Origin of the sequence: Achromobacter sp. UBA4530, assembly GCF_002388205.1 — a bacterium.
Taxonomy (GTDB): domain Bacteria; phylum Pseudomonadota; class Gammaproteobacteria; order Burkholderiales; family Burkholderiaceae_B; genus Achromobacter; species Achromobacter animicus.
Window position 1 is genome coordinate 181,102 of the sequence record NZ_DGMA01000016.1, and the last position, 13,901, is coordinate 195,002.

At 67.4% G+C, this 13,901-nt stretch carries 14 protein-coding genes; 9 read left to right on the forward strand and 5 right to left on the reverse strand.

The features are described from left to right. The first annotated feature begins 54 nt into the window (after positions 1-54). On the forward strand, positions 55-3,165 hold the full coding sequence (locus B2W22_RS14585) for an autotransporter outer membrane beta-barrel domain-containing protein (RefSeq protein ID WP_286938297.1): 3,111 nt from the start codon (positions 55-57) through the stop codon (positions 3,163-3,165). 114 nt (positions 3,166-3,279) lie between these two features. On the opposite strand, the gene B2W22_RS14590 is transcribed toward B2W22_RS14585, so the two are convergent. Both B2W22_RS14590 and B2W22_RS14595 read right to left on the reverse strand, forming a co-directional pair. Beyond that, on the reverse strand, positions 3,280-4,260 hold the full coding sequence (locus tag B2W22_RS14590) for a MerR family transcriptional regulator (RefSeq protein WP_286938299.1): 981 nt from the start codon (positions 4,258-4,260) through the stop codon (positions 3,280-3,282). A 48-nt stretch (positions 4,261-4,308) separates the two neighbouring features. Further along, positions 4,309-4,434: a hypothetical protein gene (locus tag B2W22_RS14595; RefSeq protein WP_286938300.1), complete on the reverse strand. Its 126-nt coding sequence runs from the start codon at positions 4,432-4,434 to the stop codon at positions 4,309-4,311. Between B2W22_RS14595 and B2W22_RS14600 the strand changes: the two genes are divergently transcribed. Then, the gene (locus B2W22_RS14600; RefSeq protein WP_056565359.1) at positions 4,433-4,888 is read left to right on the forward strand and encodes a fasciclin domain-containing protein; all 456 of its coding nucleotides are present in this window, start codon (positions 4,433-4,435) and stop codon (positions 4,886-4,888) included. The genes B2W22_RS14595 and B2W22_RS14600 overlap by 2 nt on opposite strands. Before the next feature lie 106 nt (positions 4,889-4,994). Here B2W22_RS14600 and B2W22_RS14605 read toward each other — a convergent pair whose 3' ends face one another. Further along, entirely contained in the window at positions 4,995-5,726 is a 732-nt protein-coding gene (locus B2W22_RS14605) for a GntR family transcriptional regulator (RefSeq protein WP_286938302.1), read from the reverse strand. 124 nt (positions 5,727-5,850) lie between these two features. Here B2W22_RS14605 and B2W22_RS14610 point away from each other — a divergent pair, with 124 nt between their 5' ends. The 7 genes from B2W22_RS14610 to B2W22_RS14640 are packed head-to-tail and all read left to right on the forward strand — an operon-like array spanning position 5,851 to position 12,791. Next, on the forward strand, positions 5,851-7,248 hold the full coding sequence (locus tag B2W22_RS14610; protein WP_286938304.1) for a class-II fumarase/aspartase family protein: 1,398 nt from the start codon (positions 5,851-5,853) through the stop codon (positions 7,246-7,248). Further along, entirely contained in the window at positions 7,245-7,643 is a 399-nt protein-coding gene (locus B2W22_RS14615) for a Zn-ribbon domain-containing OB-fold protein (protein WP_286938306.1), read from the forward strand. Before B2W22_RS14610 ends, B2W22_RS14615 begins: the two co-directional genes overlap by 4 nt. Beyond that, positions 7,640-8,809, forward strand: a complete 1,170-nt coding sequence (locus B2W22_RS14620; RefSeq protein WP_286938308.1) for a thiolase — start codon at positions 7,640-7,642, stop codon at positions 8,807-8,809. Before B2W22_RS14615 ends, B2W22_RS14620 begins: the two co-directional genes overlap by 4 nt. A 55-nt stretch (positions 8,810-8,864) precedes the next feature. Then, entirely contained in the window at positions 8,865-9,542 is a 678-nt protein-coding gene (locus B2W22_RS14625; RefSeq protein ID WP_286938310.1) for a 3-oxoacid CoA-transferase subunit A, read from the forward strand. Next, the gene (locus B2W22_RS14630) at positions 9,532-10,203 is read left to right on the forward strand and encodes a 3-oxoacid CoA-transferase subunit B (RefSeq protein WP_286938311.1); all 672 of its coding nucleotides are present in this window, start codon (positions 9,532-9,534) and stop codon (positions 10,201-10,203) included. The genes B2W22_RS14625 and B2W22_RS14630 overlap by 11 nt, the downstream gene beginning before the upstream one ends. Before the next feature lie 39 nt (positions 10,204-10,242). Next, positions 10,243-11,223, forward strand: a complete 981-nt coding sequence (locus tag B2W22_RS14635; RefSeq protein ID WP_175123829.1) for a Bug family tripartite tricarboxylate transporter substrate binding protein — start codon at positions 10,243-10,245, stop codon at positions 11,221-11,223. Positions 11,224-11,228: 5 nt separating this feature from the next. Next, a complete protein-coding gene (locus B2W22_RS14640) occupies positions 11,229-12,791 on the forward strand; it encodes a 3-hydroxyacyl-CoA dehydrogenase (protein WP_286938313.1) in 1,563 nt (520 codons plus the stop codon). Between the two features lie 24 nt (positions 12,792-12,815). Here B2W22_RS14640 and B2W22_RS14645 read toward each other — a convergent pair whose 3' ends face one another. Next, a complete protein-coding gene (locus B2W22_RS14645) occupies positions 12,816-13,250 on the reverse strand; it encodes a YbaN family protein (protein WP_175123827.1) in 435 nt (144 codons plus the stop codon). Beyond that, entirely contained in the window at positions 13,247-13,840 is a 594-nt protein-coding gene (locus tag B2W22_RS14650; protein ID WP_175123826.1) for a biliverdin-producing heme oxygenase, read from the reverse strand. The genes B2W22_RS14645 and B2W22_RS14650 overlap by 4 nt, the downstream gene beginning before the upstream one ends. Positions 13,841-13,901 lie beyond the last annotated feature (61 nt).

The window sequence follows — 13,901 nt, forward strand, 5'->3', positions numbered from 1 at the left end:
AAACATATCGGCAATGTGTGAAAGGAAGCTCGATTAATCCGGAGGATTGAAGTTTTGGCATACGGCACAAAGAAGTGGCTGACGGCGACGCTCGCCTTGAGCGCGTCCTACGTGGGGAACGTCACCGCTGCGGACCTGACCATCGGGTCGGGCAATACGCAGGTGTTTGACGGGTCGGCCAACTTTCCCGGCGGCATTGATGTCAACGGCGGCACGGCGGTTATTGGCGGTAATGGCGGCGGTGCGGGCGTGGCGATCGGCGGCAACGTCAATGCCATGTCGAATGGCACGGTGGCGGGTTTCGGGTCGATCGGTGGCGACCTGAACGTGACGGGAAATTCCCGCGTTGCGCCGGGATACTGGGTGGACACGCCGACGGGGGTCTCCAACGGCAATCTCGTGGTGAACGGCAATCTGTCGATCAACAACGGCGTCTTTGATTTCGAAACCGGCTACGCCGGACTGCCCATCACGCAACCCGGCACGGGCGACAACATCAAGGTGGGCGGCAATGTTGCCCTGAACAACGCGACGCTGAACGTGAAGGTCAGCACGCACGGGGTCAGCGCGGGCTTTTACCGCATCATGTCGTACGGCGGCACGTTGAGTGGCGGCCTGACGCTGGGCACGGTCTCCGGCGACTCGGCGCCGGCCGCGACGATCCAGACGTTGACGGGCGACAAGCACATCAACCTGGTCCTGGGTCCCAGCACCACCAATCTGTGGAACGGCAATGGCGCGGCCTCCGCGGCCACTGCGGGCGGCGGCAGCGGCACGTGGACCGCGGCGAGCGGCAACTGGAGCAGCCCGACCAACGCCACGGGCGCCCTGCCCAGCGGCGGCTACGCGATCTTCACGGGCGCGGCGGGCACGGTCACCGTGGACGGCAGCGCCGGTCCGGTGCGTGCGTCGGGCTTGCAGTTCGCCACGGACCGCTATCGCCTGCAAGGCGCGCCGATCACGCTGGCGGGCACGGGCGGCAACCCGCCCGTGATCGTCGTTGGCGACGGCACGTATGCCGCCGGCCAGTTCGTCGACATCATCGACAACCCGCTGCAAGGCACGGAAGGCTTTGTGAAGACCGGCGTCGGCTCGATCATCCTGAACGGCGACAGCAGCAACCTGACCGGCCCCATCTTCATCGCCGACGGCGCGCTGGAGATCAACGGCAAGCTGAACGGCCCGATGGACATCGGCCGCGAAGTGGTGCTGGCAGGTGTCGGCCAAGTCGGCAGCACGACGCTGTACCCCACGGCGGTGATTTCGCCGGGTAACGACGGCACGCCGATGGGCACGCTGACGGTCAACGGCAATCTCAACTTCGGCCAGGACACGATCTATCGCGTGCACGCCGATCCGACCAGCACGCTGAGCGACCGCATCCATGTGACCGGCGTCGCCACGCTGGACGGCACGGTCGCGCATGTGGGGCCCAATGGCAACTACGCGCCGCGCACGACGTACAACATCCTGACCGCGGACGGCGGCATTCAAGGCCGGTTCACGGGCGTGTCGAGCAACTACGCGTTCCTGACGCCGTCGCTCAGCTATGACGCGAAGAATGCTTTCATGACGCTCTCGCGTAACGACGTGCCGATCGGCAGCGTGGGCGGTTCGGAGAATGAAACGAACGTGGGCGGTGCGCTGGATCAGGAAGCGCCGCCTGCGAGCGGCAATGGGTCGGCTTCGGCGGGCAATGGTTCCGCATCGACGGGCAATGGCTCGGCGTCGGCTGGCGACGGCTCCGCATCGGCGGGCGACGGCTCCGCATCGGCGGGCAACGGCTCCGCATCGACGGGCAACGGCTCCGCATCGACGGGCAATGGATCCGCATCGACGGGCGATGGCTCGGCATCGGCGGGCAACGGTTCCGCATCGGCGGGCAACGGCTCCGCATCGACGGGCAACGGCTCCGCATCGACGGGCAACGGTTCCGCAACGACGGGCAATAGCTCGGCGACGGCAGGCACCGGCACCGGCACCGGCACCGGCAACGGCAATGAATCCGCCCCGGTCGTCACCACGCCAGTCACGCCCGGCGCCGACTCGTCGCTGATCGCCAGCGGCAATGGCGCAGGCAAGACGACGGGTGCAAGCCAGGTGACGGCGGCCGTGCTGGCCATGTCTCCCGCGCAGGCGCGCGCGGCCCTGAAGCAACTGTCCGGCGAAGCGTACGCCAGCACAGGCAGCGTGCTGCAGGCCCAGGGCGACGCGGTGACCACCCTGCCGCTGTCGCATCTGCGCGGCAACCTCGACGCGCCGATGCGCGCGGGCCGGCCGACGGCGCAGCTGGGCGCGTCGTCGTCCGACGCCTTGCCGCAAAGCGGCGCATCGCCGATCTGGGCGCAGGCCTTCGGCAACTGGAGCACCTTCCGTGGCGACGGCAACGCATCCACCGTGCATCAGTCCGCGGGCGGTCTCTTTGTCGGCGGCGACGGCGACGTGGGCGGCGGTTGGCGTCTGGGCGGCGCGGTCGGGTACACCGGCAGCCACAACTCGATCTCCGACGTGTCGTCGCGCATGAGCGTGGACAGCTACACGGCCACGGTCTTCGGCGGCAAGAATTTCGAAGCCGGTCCCGGGCATGTGCGCTTCATGGCGGGCGCGGCCTACACCTGGCACGAGATCGATTCCAAGCGCAATATTGCGGCCGGCAGCCTGAACCAGCGCCTCGAGTCGTCGTATAACGCGTCGTCGACGCAAGTGTTCACGGAACTGGGCTACAAGCTGCCGCTGGGCGACGCCTACGCCATCGAACCTTTTGCCGGCGTGGCATGGAACCAGGTCCGCACGCGCGACTTCCAGGAAACGGGCGGCAGCGCGGCCCTGCGCGGTCAAGGCAGCACGGACGATGTGACGAGCACCACGCTGGGCTTGCGCGGCGCCATGCTGATCGGCACGGACAGCGCACCGGGCCGCCTGACGGCAACGGTGGGCTGGCGCCATGCGATGGGCGATGTCAAACCCACGCAGAAGCTGGCTTTCGAGGGCGGCAGCACCTTCACGGTGTCGGGCGTTCCCATCGCGCAGAACGCGGCCGTGCTGGGCCTGGGCGCCGAAGTGGCGATCACGCGCAACACGACGGCTGGCGTGGCGTACGACGCGCAGTTTGGCGGCGGCAATCGCCAGCAGTCGGGCATGTTCAAGCTGATGACGCGCTTCTAAGGCGCAGGGAGCGCGGCCGGTTCAATGCCGATGCCTGAACGGCAACGGGCTGGAATCCGGGTTCGTTCCTTTGCACGCGCCACGCGCTGAGGGCAGGGTCTTACGGCCCTGCCCTCAGCGCGCTTTCTTTTGGGCTTCCGTCTTCGGCATCCCGGCGGGCAACGGCAGCCCTTCGGCTCTGGCCAGGCGTTCCATCGCAACTTCCAGGATGGCGCGAGCCTGCCCGGCTGCGCGCCCGAGTTCGCTGTGCAGTTGCGCGTCGTCTTCGTTGCGGGACGCGCACTGGACGCTGTAGCGTTCGAAGCTGCCCACCATCAGCAACAGGTCGGCCAGGTGCTTCGGGCATTCGCAGGCAAGGCCGCTACCGGACGCCATGATGGTCAAGAGCGCATGCTCGTCAAAGCGCAGCTCCAGGGTCGGATGCTGTGGCGCGGTCGGCAACCGCTCGCCCGCCAGCGCGGACCGGCACAACTGCAGCAGCTCGCCGGTGTCGGCGGGAACGCGGGCGGCCAGGCAGCCGTGCGCGCGCAACGCGCGGATGGTCGCGCTGGCGCAGAACCGGTACAGCACCACGACGGCCGCCTGGCCGCATGCTTGCGCGGCGGCCACGATCAGCGGCAAGGCGCTCTCGTGCAATTCGGACTGTTCGATCACCAGTACCTCGACGCCGGTGTCCTGCGGCGTGAGCGCGACCTGTTCAAGGTGGGGCCAGCTATGTTGGACGATCACGTCCAGGCCATCGCGTCCGCTGCCGGCAATGCGCCGCGCCAGGTTGGCGCCGACCACGCCCAGCCTCAACGGCCCGTGCGCCTTGGGCTGGTGCGCGGCGGCGCCCGCCAGTTCCTGCAACTGATCCACGGACATGGGTGCAAGCACGCCGATGGCGTGACCTTGATCGACCAGCTGCTTGAGCAGGCTGAGCCGGCGGACCTGCTCGGCGGAATAGAGCCGCTGGCCACGCGCCGAGCGTTCCGCGCCCGACAGGTTGTAGCGGCGTTCCCAGACGCGCAAGGTTTCGGGCGACAGTCCCGCCAGCCGCGCCGCCACGCCGCTGCGGTAGGTGATGCGGCCGTCATCCGGTTGCTTGGTTTCCATGGTTTTAGGTGACCCGATATTGAACCGATAAGTTTGGATAATAGCGGTTCAAAACGTGGACGAGAAGCCGTTCGTCGCGTAAATTTTCTCCTCAAGCGGTTCGCTTTCGATCTCAGCGCCGCTTTGCGCAAACCCCGCTTTTCGCGGATGTTCACGGGACAAGGAGTCAATCATGAAACGTCTTCTGGCAGGTATTTCGCTCACCCTGGCGCTGGGCACGGCGCAGGCCGCCGACATCGTCGACACCGCCAAATCCGCGGGGTCGTTCAACACCCTGGTGACCGCCGTGCAGGCGGCCGGCCTGGTGGACACGCTGAAGGGACCGGGGCCGTTCACCGTGTTTGCGCCGACCGATGAGGCTTTCGCCAAGGTGCCGAAGGACAAGCTCGACGCGCTGTTGAAGGACAAGGCGGCGCTGACCAAGGTCCTGACCTATCACGTCGTGCCGGGCAAGGTCATGGCCAAGGACGTGAAGGCAGGCCAGGTGAAAACCGTTCAAGGCAGCCCGCTGACGGTGACGGTCAATGGCGGCACGGTCATGGTGGATAACGCCAAGGTCGTGAAGACGGACGTGGTGGCGGATAACGGCGTCATCCACGTCATCGACACCGTGCTGATGCCGAAGTAATTGGGCTGCAACGAAAGGGCTGCAATGCGCGGCCTGCAATGCGCAGGCTGCAACGATGTCGGCCTTGGTAGGCCACCGTGACGGTGCGTGGCCTACCTTTTTTGCTTTAGTCCGTATGCCGGTCCAGCGACATCGTCAGCCGGAAGCGGCTGGCGGGGTGGTACGTCACGCTGATCTCGATGGTCTGGCGCGTCGTATCGATGTAGCTGCGCAGGATGCGCAGCGCGGGCGAGCCCGCCTCGGCATTCAAGGGGCCGGCTACGCGCGCCGGCAGTGCGACCGCTTCGATGTCCTGGCGGATCTGCACGATGTTCACACCGTAGTTCGCTTCGATCAGGCTGCTGATCAATTCCTGAGGGTTGTCGCGCACGCGCGGAATGATGTCGCGATAGGCCGGGTCCAGGTACGCGTCCGTCCAGCCGATGGGATTTGCCACATCGTCGCGATTGCGGCGCAGGCTGGAGATGCGCAGCCAGCGCGTGCCGCCGGCACAGCCCAGGGTCTGCGCCAGCGTCAGGTCGGCCACCTCGTCAGCCACGTCGATGACCTCGCGCATGTGCGCCTTGCCGAACTGCACCACGCCCTCGATTGAAGTCAGCGCCTGCTTGTAGTTGGCCGCGGGCCGCGCGGACTCAACACGCGTGCCGACGTTCTTGCGGCGCGATACCAAACCCAGTTGCTGCAATTCTTGCAGCGCCAGCCGCACCGTGTGCCGGCTCGTGTCGTACTGCGCCGCCAATTCCAGTTCAGTGGGCAGTAGGGCGCCGACCTTGTGATGGCCCGCGACGATCGCCTCGCTCAGCGCCGCCGTCAGGCGCGCTGCTGTCATCCGTGTCATGGATTGCTCCTAGTCTTTTCCAAAGCACCTGCGGGTATACCCCGATATCCCGGTCCGCCGAGCATGCCTAGACTTCGAATATGTTCGAACATATTGATATGTTCGTAGTTTCAGCGAGGTTAGCATGCCGGTTTCTCTGCTGGGCGGGGCCACCACGGTTCTCGACTCCGTTCTCTTTCGTGACGCCTTCGGCACCGCCGAAGCCCGCGAGATTTTCTCCGATCAGGCGACGCTTGCGCGCTATGTCGAGGTCGAAGTCGCGCTGGCCCGCGCGCAGGCCCGCCTCGGGCTGATTCCGGCCGAGGCCGCCGAACAGATCGCCGCCCGCGTAAAACCCGGCGAACTGGATTTGCCCGGACTGGGTCAGCAGACCGACATCGTGGGCTACCCCATCCTCCCGCTGGTCGAGCAGCTTGCCACGCAATGCGGCGGCGCGGGCGGATATCTGCATTGGGGCGCGACCACGCAAGACATCATGGACACCGGCATCGTGCTGCAGGTGCGCGCCGGCCTGGACGTGATCGAACGAGACTTGTCAGAAGTGCGCGAAGTGCTGGCGGGGCTGGCCGAGCGTCACCGCGCAACGCCGATGGCTGGGCGCACGCATTTGCAGCATGCGCTGCCCATCACGTTCGGCTACAAGGCGGGCGTCTGGCTGTCGATGTTCGACCGGCATCAGGAACGGCTGGCGCAGCTGCGCGATCGCGTGCTGTGCGTGCAGCTTGCCGGGGCGGCGGGCACGTTGGCTTCCATGGGCGAGCACGGACTGGCGGTGCAGCGCGAACTGGCCAAGGAACTGGGCCTGGCCGTCCCGGCCACGACCTGGCACGTTGCGCGCGACTCGCTGGCCGAGGTGGTCAACCTGTTGGCATTGATCGCCAGTTCACTGGGCAAGGTCGCCACCGATGTGATGATCATGGCGTCCACGGAATTCGGCGAGCTGCGCGAACCCTTCGTGAAGGGCCGTGGCGCCAGCAGCACGATGCCGCAGAAGTGCAATCCCATCTCTAGCGAACTGATGCTCGCGGCGGCCAAGGCCGTGCGCCAGCATGCCGGCTTGATGCTGGATGCCGCGGTGCAGGACTTTGAGCGCGCAACGGGGCCTTGGCATGCGGAATGGATCGCCATTCCGCAGAGTTTCATCCTGACGGCCGGCGCGCTGCATCAGGCCCGATTCGCGCTGGGCGGGCTGAGCGTGGACGTGGAACGCATGGGCGCCAATCTGGGCCTGACACACGGCCTGATCGTGGCCGAGGCCGTCATGATGGAACTGGCGCCCGCGCTGGGCCGGCACAACGCGCATCACATCGTTTATGACGCCTGCCGCGCGGCGCTGGGGCGCGGGTGCAGCCTGGCCGAAGCGCTGCTGGATTCGCCCGAGGTCAGCAAGCATTTCGACCGCGAGGCGCTGGCCCGCATCACCGACCCCGCCAACTATCTGGGCCAGGCGCCCGCGCTGGCCGATCAGGCGTGCGCCCGCTCGCGCGCGCTGGGCTATCCCCATCAGGAGGCCCGCGCATGAGCACCGTGCACAAGACGGACGCGCCGGGCGGCGTGGAGCAGACGTACTTCAATTCGCTGGCGCAGGGCGTGTGGCGCGTGCCGCGCTGTGGCGGTTGCGGCCTGGCGATCTTCTATCCGCGCCAGCTCTGCCCGCAGTGCGGCTGCGCGGACTTTGACTGGTTCGAGCCGAGCGGCCGCGGCGTCATCCATTCGACCACCACGGTCCGGCGTTCGCCCGAGGCGGGCGGCGACTACAACGTGTGCCTCGTCGATCTGGAAGAAGGCTTTCGCATGATGAGCCGCGTCGAAAACGCCCCTGCCGCCCGGCCCCGCATCGGCGACGCCGTGCGCGCCGTGGTGCGCGCCCATGGCGACGCCAACCGCGTCGTGTTCAGTCTGGACGAGCAAGCATGAAAGAGAACACATTTCGCGGCGCGGCCGCGATTGCCGGCATCGGCCACGCAGGCCTGGGCAACGCCGCCGGCTTCACTGAAATGGAAATCCTGGCGCAGGCCAGCGCGCGCGCCGTGGCGGATGCCGGCCTGCGCATGAGCGACATCGACGGCCTCTGCACGTGCAGCGCGTCGGCAACGATGTGGGCGATGCCGGTGGCCGAGTATCTGGGCATCAAGCCCACGTTCATCGACAGCACCATGCTGGGCGGCTCGAGCTTCGTCGCGCATCTGGCGCCCGCCGTCCACGCGCTGATGTCCGGCGAGTGCAATGCGGTGCTGGTCTGCTATGGCAGCACGCAGCGCTCGGGCACGATGAACCGCGCTGCCGTCGGCAAGATGCGTGCGGCGCTGGATCCGCAGCCGTTCGAAGCGCCGTACGAGCCGTTGCAGCCCATCACCGCGTACGCGCTGGCTGCCGCACGCCACATGCACGAATACGGCACCACCCGCGAGCAGCTGGCGCAAGTGGCCGTGTCTGCCCGCGAGTGGGCGCAGCTCAATCCGGACGCTTGGTCGCGCGATCCGCTCAGCCTCGATCAGGTGCTGGCCGCACGGCCGGTGTGCGATCCGCTGACCGTGCGCGACTGCTGCCTGCTGACCGATGGCGCGGGCGCGTTCGTGCTGGTGCGGTCGGACCGCGCGCGCGATCTGGCGCAGCCGCCGGTCTACGTGTTGGGCAACTCGACCGAGGTCTGGCATCGGCAGATCTCTTCGATGCAGGACCTGACCGTCACCGCGGCCTCGCGCTCGGGGCCGCGCGCGCTGGCGCAGGCCGGCGTGCAGGTGGCGGACGTAGACCTTGTCTGCCTGTACGACGCCTTCACCATCAATGTGCTGCTGTTCCTGGAAGATCTGGGGTTCTGCCCCAAGGGCGAAGGCGGCCGCTTCGTGGAAGGCGGTCGCATCGGCCCCGGCGGATCGCTGCCGGTCAACACCAACGGGGGCGGCCTGTCGTTCGGCCATCCCGGCATGTATGGCGTGTTCCTGGTGCTGGAGGCGGTTGCGCAGTTGCGCGGCCAGGCCGGCGCGCGTCAGCGGTCCGCCGATATCGCGCTGGTCCACGGCAACGGCGCCACCTTGTCAAGCCAGTCCACCGCCGTGCTGGGCACTGCGGCCGCGCTCTGATTTCATTCATTCAACCTGGAGTCCTGCGGCGTGTCGCGCGCCGCGGGCTGAGTTCATGATCGACAAGATATCTCCCTCGCTGCAAGAGGCGGTCAGTGTGATCGGCGACGGGGCCACCGTGATGGTGGCCGGCTTCGGCGACTCGGGCCTGCCCTGCGCGCTGCTGCACGCGTTGAAGGACGCGGGGCCGCGCAACCTGACCATCGTGAGCAACAACGCCGGCACGGGCGACTACGGGCTGGCGGCGCTGCTGTCTGCAGGCCTCGTGCGCAAGGTGATCTGCTCGTATCCGAAGTCGTCGGGATCGGACGTGTTCACCACGCTGTACCGCGCGGGCAAGATCGAACTGGAAGTCGTGCCGCAGGGCACGCTGCTGGAGCGTATGCGCGCCGCGGGCGCCGGCTTGGGCCCGTTCTTCACGCCCACGTCCTACGGCACGCCCGTGGCCGACGGCAAGGAGCAGCGCGTCTATGAAGGAAAAGGCTATGTGCTGGAGAACCCGCTGCCCGCAGACTTTGCGCTGCTAAAGGCAGATCAGGCGGACCGCTGGGGCAACCTGACCTACCGCCTGGCCGCGCGCGGCTTCGGACCGGTCATGGCGATGGCCGCGCGTCACACCATTGCCGAGGTCAACGAGATCGTGCCGCTGGGCGGGCTCGCCGCCGACGCCGTGCACACGCCCGGCATCTTCGTTCAAAGCGTCGTACGCCTGGAGGCACGCCATGACGGTTAAACCCCTCTCCCGCCTGCGCGTGGCGCAGATTGTCGCGGACGACATTCCCGACGGCAGCTATGTGAATGTCGGCATCGGCATTCCAACGCTGGTGGCGGGCTGCATCGCGCCGGACAAAGAGATCATCCTGCATAGTGAGAACGGCATCCTCGGCCTGCGCGGCCTGCATGAAGGCGAGACGCCCGACCCGGACCTGATCAACGCCAGCAAGGTGTCCGTGCAACTGCTGCCGGGATCTTCGATCTGCGACCAGGCCACGTCGTTCGCCATGATGCGCGGCGGCCATCTGGACCTGACCATTCTGGGCGGTTTTCAGGTGGCGCCCAACGGCGACCTGGCGAGCTGGTCGCTCGGCCTGCCGGGCGACGTGCCCGGCATCGGCGGCGCGATGGACCTCGTGGCGGGCGCGCGCCGCGTTGCCGTGGCCATGCAGCACTGCGACCGCGACGGCAATTCCAAGCTGGTCAGCGCCTGCACGCTGCCGCTGACCGGTCCAGGCGTGGCCGACGTGATCTACACGGATCTGGCGGTCATCGACATCGACCCGGCGCGCGGCTTCGTCGTGCGCCGCATGTTGCGCGGCCTGACGCGCGAAGCGTTGCAGGCGGCCACTTCCGCGCCCCTGTCCTACGCCGATGAAGTGACGTTTATCGAACCCTGACGCGCAACGCGCGCAATAAAAACGAGTGAAGGAGACATCATGACCCTGTTGCACAAGTTCAAGACGGGCGGCGTTCTTGCCGCCATGACGCTGGGTTTGGCCGCCGTATCGGCCACGGCGCACGCCGAGTACCCCGAGCGCCCCATCCAGCTCATCGTGGGCTATCCGCCCGGCGGGTCGGCCGACGTCGTCGCGCGTCCGCTTTCCGTCTTGCTGGGCAAGAAGCTGGGCGTGCCGATCGTGGTGGAGAACCGGCCCGGCGCCGGTTCCAGCATCGGCACGCAGGCCGTGGCGCGCGCCAATCCGGATGGCTACACCGTCGGCCTGGTGCTGGCGGCGCATGCCATCAATCCCAGCCTGTACAAGAACCTGCCGTACAACACCGAGAAGGATTTCGCGCCGGTCGGCAAGATCGCCGACCTGCCGATGGCGCTCTACGTCAACTCGCAGTTTCCGGCCAAGACGGTGGGCGAGCTGATTGCCTATGCGAAGGCTAATCCCGGCAAGGTGACCCTGGCTTCCTCGGGCAATGGCAACACCACGCATCTGGCCATCGAGCTCTTTGCGACCAGCGCCGGCATCGATCTGCTGCACGTGCCTTACAAGGGGGGCGGCCCGGCCCAGACCGCCGCGCTGGGCGGTGAAGTGTCCGGGCTCTTCGACGGCCCGCATTCGCTCAACATGGTGCAGAGCGGCCGCGTGCGCGTGCTGGGCTTTGCCAGCAAGGATCGCCTGTCGCTTGCGCCGGAGGTGCCGACCATCTCCGAGGCTGGCCTGCCCGGCTTCCAGGTGTCCGGCTGGTACGGCCTGGTGGCGCCGGCGGGGACGCCTCAGCCCGTGATCGACAAGCTGAACAGCGCGCTGAACGAGGTGCTGAAGGGCGCCGATTTTCCCAAGACGGTTGAACCGCTGGGCTACATCGTCACCCCGTCCACGCCGGCCGAATTCGGGACTTTCGTGACCGACGAGACGGCACGCTGGAAGAAGGTCATTCAAGACGCAAACATCAAACTGGACTGAGGCATATGGGTAGCGAATCGACGACGGGTCTTCCCGACCTGGACCGGCCAGGCGTGAAGGTAGGCGTGGTGGGCGCGGGCCTGATGGGCCGCGGCATCGCGCAGGTGGCCGCGCAGGCGGGATACGTGGTCCGCCTGCACGACACGCGCGCCGGCGCCGCCAGCCAGGCGCGGCAGGACATCCTGGCGTCGCTCGCGACGCTGGCCGCGCGCGGCAAGATTCCGCGGGAGCAGGCCGAAGGCGCCGATGCGCGTCTGATCGCCGCGGACGCGCTGCAGGATCTGCATGATTGCGAACTGGTGATCGAGGCCATTGTCGAGTCGCTGCCTGCCAAGCAGGCGCTCTTCCGCGAGCTGGAAGCGGTCGTCACGCCGCAATGCGTGCTGGCGACCAACACGTCTTCGCTCCTGGTCACCGAGGTGGCCAGCGGATGCGACTTGCCGGAGCGGGTAGGCGGTCTGCACTTCTTCAGCCCCGTGCCTCGGATGAAGCTGGCGGAGGTCATTCCCGGCCTGCGCAGCGCGCCAGGCTTGGCGGACACCCTGGCTGCGTTCACGCGGCGCGTGGGCCACACGCCGGTCGTGGCGCGCGATACGCCGGGCTTCATCGCCAACCATGCCAGCCGCGGCTATCAGCCCGAAGCCTTGCGCATTGCGGGCGAGCAGATCTGCGACTTCGCCGGCATCGACGCCATCCTGCGCGATGCGTGCGGCTTTCGCATGGGGCCGTTCGAACTGTTCGATCTGACCGGGCTCGACGTGTCGCATCCGGCCGGGGAATCGATCTATCGCCAATGGTTCGACGAGGCGCGGCATCAACCGTCCATCATCACGCGGCAGCGCCTGGCGGGCGGGGTGCTGGGGCGCAAGACGGGTCAGGGGTTCTATCGGTACGACGAGGACGGAAAGCGCGTGGAGGCAGAGGGCGACGACAGCGCGGCCGTGGTGGCGGACCGGCGCATCCCCGTGTGGATCGCGCCGTCCGCGCTTCCTTTCCGCGCCACACTGGCGGCGCGCGTAGCCGCAAGCGGCGCCACGCTCGAGACCGCGGAAACGCCGTCCGACGCGGCGCTTTGTCTGGTGCTGCCCGTGGGCGATGACGCGACGGCAGCGTGCGTTCGGTTGGAACTGGACGCGCGGCGCGTGGTCGCCGTCGACCCGCTGTTCACCCGCACGCGATGCACGATCATGCTGACGCCCGTGACGTCCGCGGCCATGCGGGAACAGGCGCGCGCGATCCTGCGAGAGGATGGCGTGGCGGTGACGTGCATTCAGGACAGTCCGGGTTTCATCGCGCAGCGCATTGTGGCGACCATCGTCAACAATGCCTGCGCCATGGCGCAGCAGGGGATCGCCACGCCTCAGGACATCGACCAGACGGTGACGCTGGCGCTGGGCTATCCGCTAGGGCCATTCGCGTTGGGGGATGCGCTGGGGGCGCGCACCATTCTGCGGATTCTCGAGCAGTTGCACGCGCGCTATCTGGAACCCCGGTATCGCCCCAGCGCGTGGCTGTCGCGCCGGGCGGCGCTGGACCTGCCGTTGGCAGCGGTGGCCAGCGCACGCTGACACGGCCGCTGCGCCCGCGTCGATTCAGGAACGATGCGCGTCGCGCAGGACCGGCGATCCAGCCGGTTCGCCGCGCTGCGTGCCCGGCGGCTCGGGTCGCTGCCAGATCCACACCAGCACCACCACCATCGTCAGGCACAGCGGCCAGACGACCCACGGATGGGGGATGGTCTGCGTCATTACGACCATACAGACCGTCATCGACACCGTGGCCGTGACCTTGGCGCGGCGCGTGACCATGCGGCCGTTGTGCCAGTTGTGCAGCATCGGGCCGAACCAGCGATGCTCATGCAGCCAGCGGTGCAGGCGGGGCGAGCTGCGTGCGGCGGCCCAGGAGGCCAGCAGGACGAATTCGGTGCTGGGCAGGCCGGGGATGAAGACCCCGGCGACGGCCACTGCGATGCTGACGATAGCGAGCGCCAGATACAGCGCCCGCACCCACGGTTTGCGTGGCGTCATGCGCCGAGTTCGAAGTGCCGTTCGAGCAATGCGCCGAAACGGTCATAGGCCGCGTTGGCGCCGGCGATGACGGCATCGTGCGTCGCGGGGTCGAGCGTATCGCTGTCCAGCGAGGCGACGAAGCGGCGCCACACGGTGGCGCGGCCATCCGGGTAGGCGGCAAGGTTGCGCGCACCGAAGTCGGCGGACAGGCCCAGGTCGGATTGCGCCTGCTTGAAGAGGAAGGCGGCGCCCAGCGTGGAGCCTTCGGACACGTACAGCCAGCCCAGCGCTTCGGGCATGGTCACGCCAATGCTGGCAATGCCGTCCTCGGGGGCGGCGGCGCCCAGATCGCGCAGGTCGGCGAGCGAGGCGTCTTCGCGGCCGCGTGCTTCCAGGTCAGGCACCGCCTGCTTGACGGCGTCGTCCTGGAACAGGAATTCGACGTCGCGCTGGAAGAGATACTGCGCGGCGACGAAGCGGGCGTACGCATCGCGGCTTGCGAACGGCGCGCCGCGCTCCATGAGCTGGTGCATGCGTTCGTGCTGCGCCGCGGTTTCGTATTTCAGGCGCTGCGACAGCGAGGGACGTTCGAGGGTTTCGGTGGTCATCGTCGGTGTGGGTAATGGGTGAAGGCGATCCATCGGTGATGGATGATGATGAGTCTTATTA

Excerpts from the sequence above, each read along its gene's own strand:
- B2W22_RS14640 (WP_286938313.1), top strand. The coding sequence starts at position 11,229 with ATGGGTAGCGAATCGACGACGGGTCTTCCCGACCTGGACCGGCCAGGC.
- B2W22_RS14615 (WP_286938306.1), top strand. The coding sequence starts at position 7,245 with ATGAGCACCGTGCACAAGACGGACGCGCCGGGCGGCGTGGAGCAGACG.
- B2W22_RS14630 (WP_286938311.1), top strand. The coding sequence starts at position 9,532 with ATGACGGTTAAACCCCTCTCCCGCCTGCGCGTGGCGCAGATTGTCGCG.
- B2W22_RS14610 (WP_286938304.1), top strand. The coding sequence starts at position 5,851 with ATGCCGGTTTCTCTGCTGGGCGGGGCCACCACGGTTCTCGACTCCGTT.
- B2W22_RS14600 (WP_056565359.1), top strand. The coding sequence starts at position 4,433 with ATGAAACGTCTTCTGGCAGGTATTTCGCTCACCCTGGCGCTGGGCACG.
- B2W22_RS14635 (WP_175123829.1), top strand. The coding sequence starts at position 10,243 with ATGACCCTGTTGCACAAGTTCAAGACGGGCGGCGTTCTTGCCGCCATG.
- B2W22_RS14650 (WP_175123826.1), bottom strand. The coding sequence starts at position 13,840 with ATGACCACCGAAACCCTCGAACGTCCCTCGCTGTCGCAGCGCCTGAAA.
- B2W22_RS14590 (WP_286938299.1), bottom strand. The coding sequence starts at position 4,260 with ATGGAAACCAAGCAACCGGATGACGGCCGCATCACCTACCGCAGCGGC.
- B2W22_RS14625 (WP_286938310.1), top strand. The coding sequence starts at position 8,865 with ATGATCGACAAGATATCTCCCTCGCTGCAAGAGGCGGTCAGTGTGATC.
- B2W22_RS14645 (WP_175123827.1), bottom strand. The coding sequence starts at position 13,250 with ATGACGCCACGCAAACCGTGGGTGCGGGCGCTGTATCTGGCGCTCGCT.
- B2W22_RS14605 (WP_286938302.1), bottom strand. The coding sequence starts at position 5,726 with ATGACACGGATGACAGCAGCGCGCCTGACGGCGGCGCTGAGCGAGGCG.
- B2W22_RS14620 (WP_286938308.1), top strand. The coding sequence starts at position 7,640 with ATGAAAGAGAACACATTTCGCGGCGCGGCCGCGATTGCCGGCATCGGC.
- B2W22_RS14595 (WP_286938300.1), bottom strand. The coding sequence starts at position 4,434 with ATGATTGACTCCTTGTCCCGTGAACATCCGCGAAAAGCGGGGTTTGCG.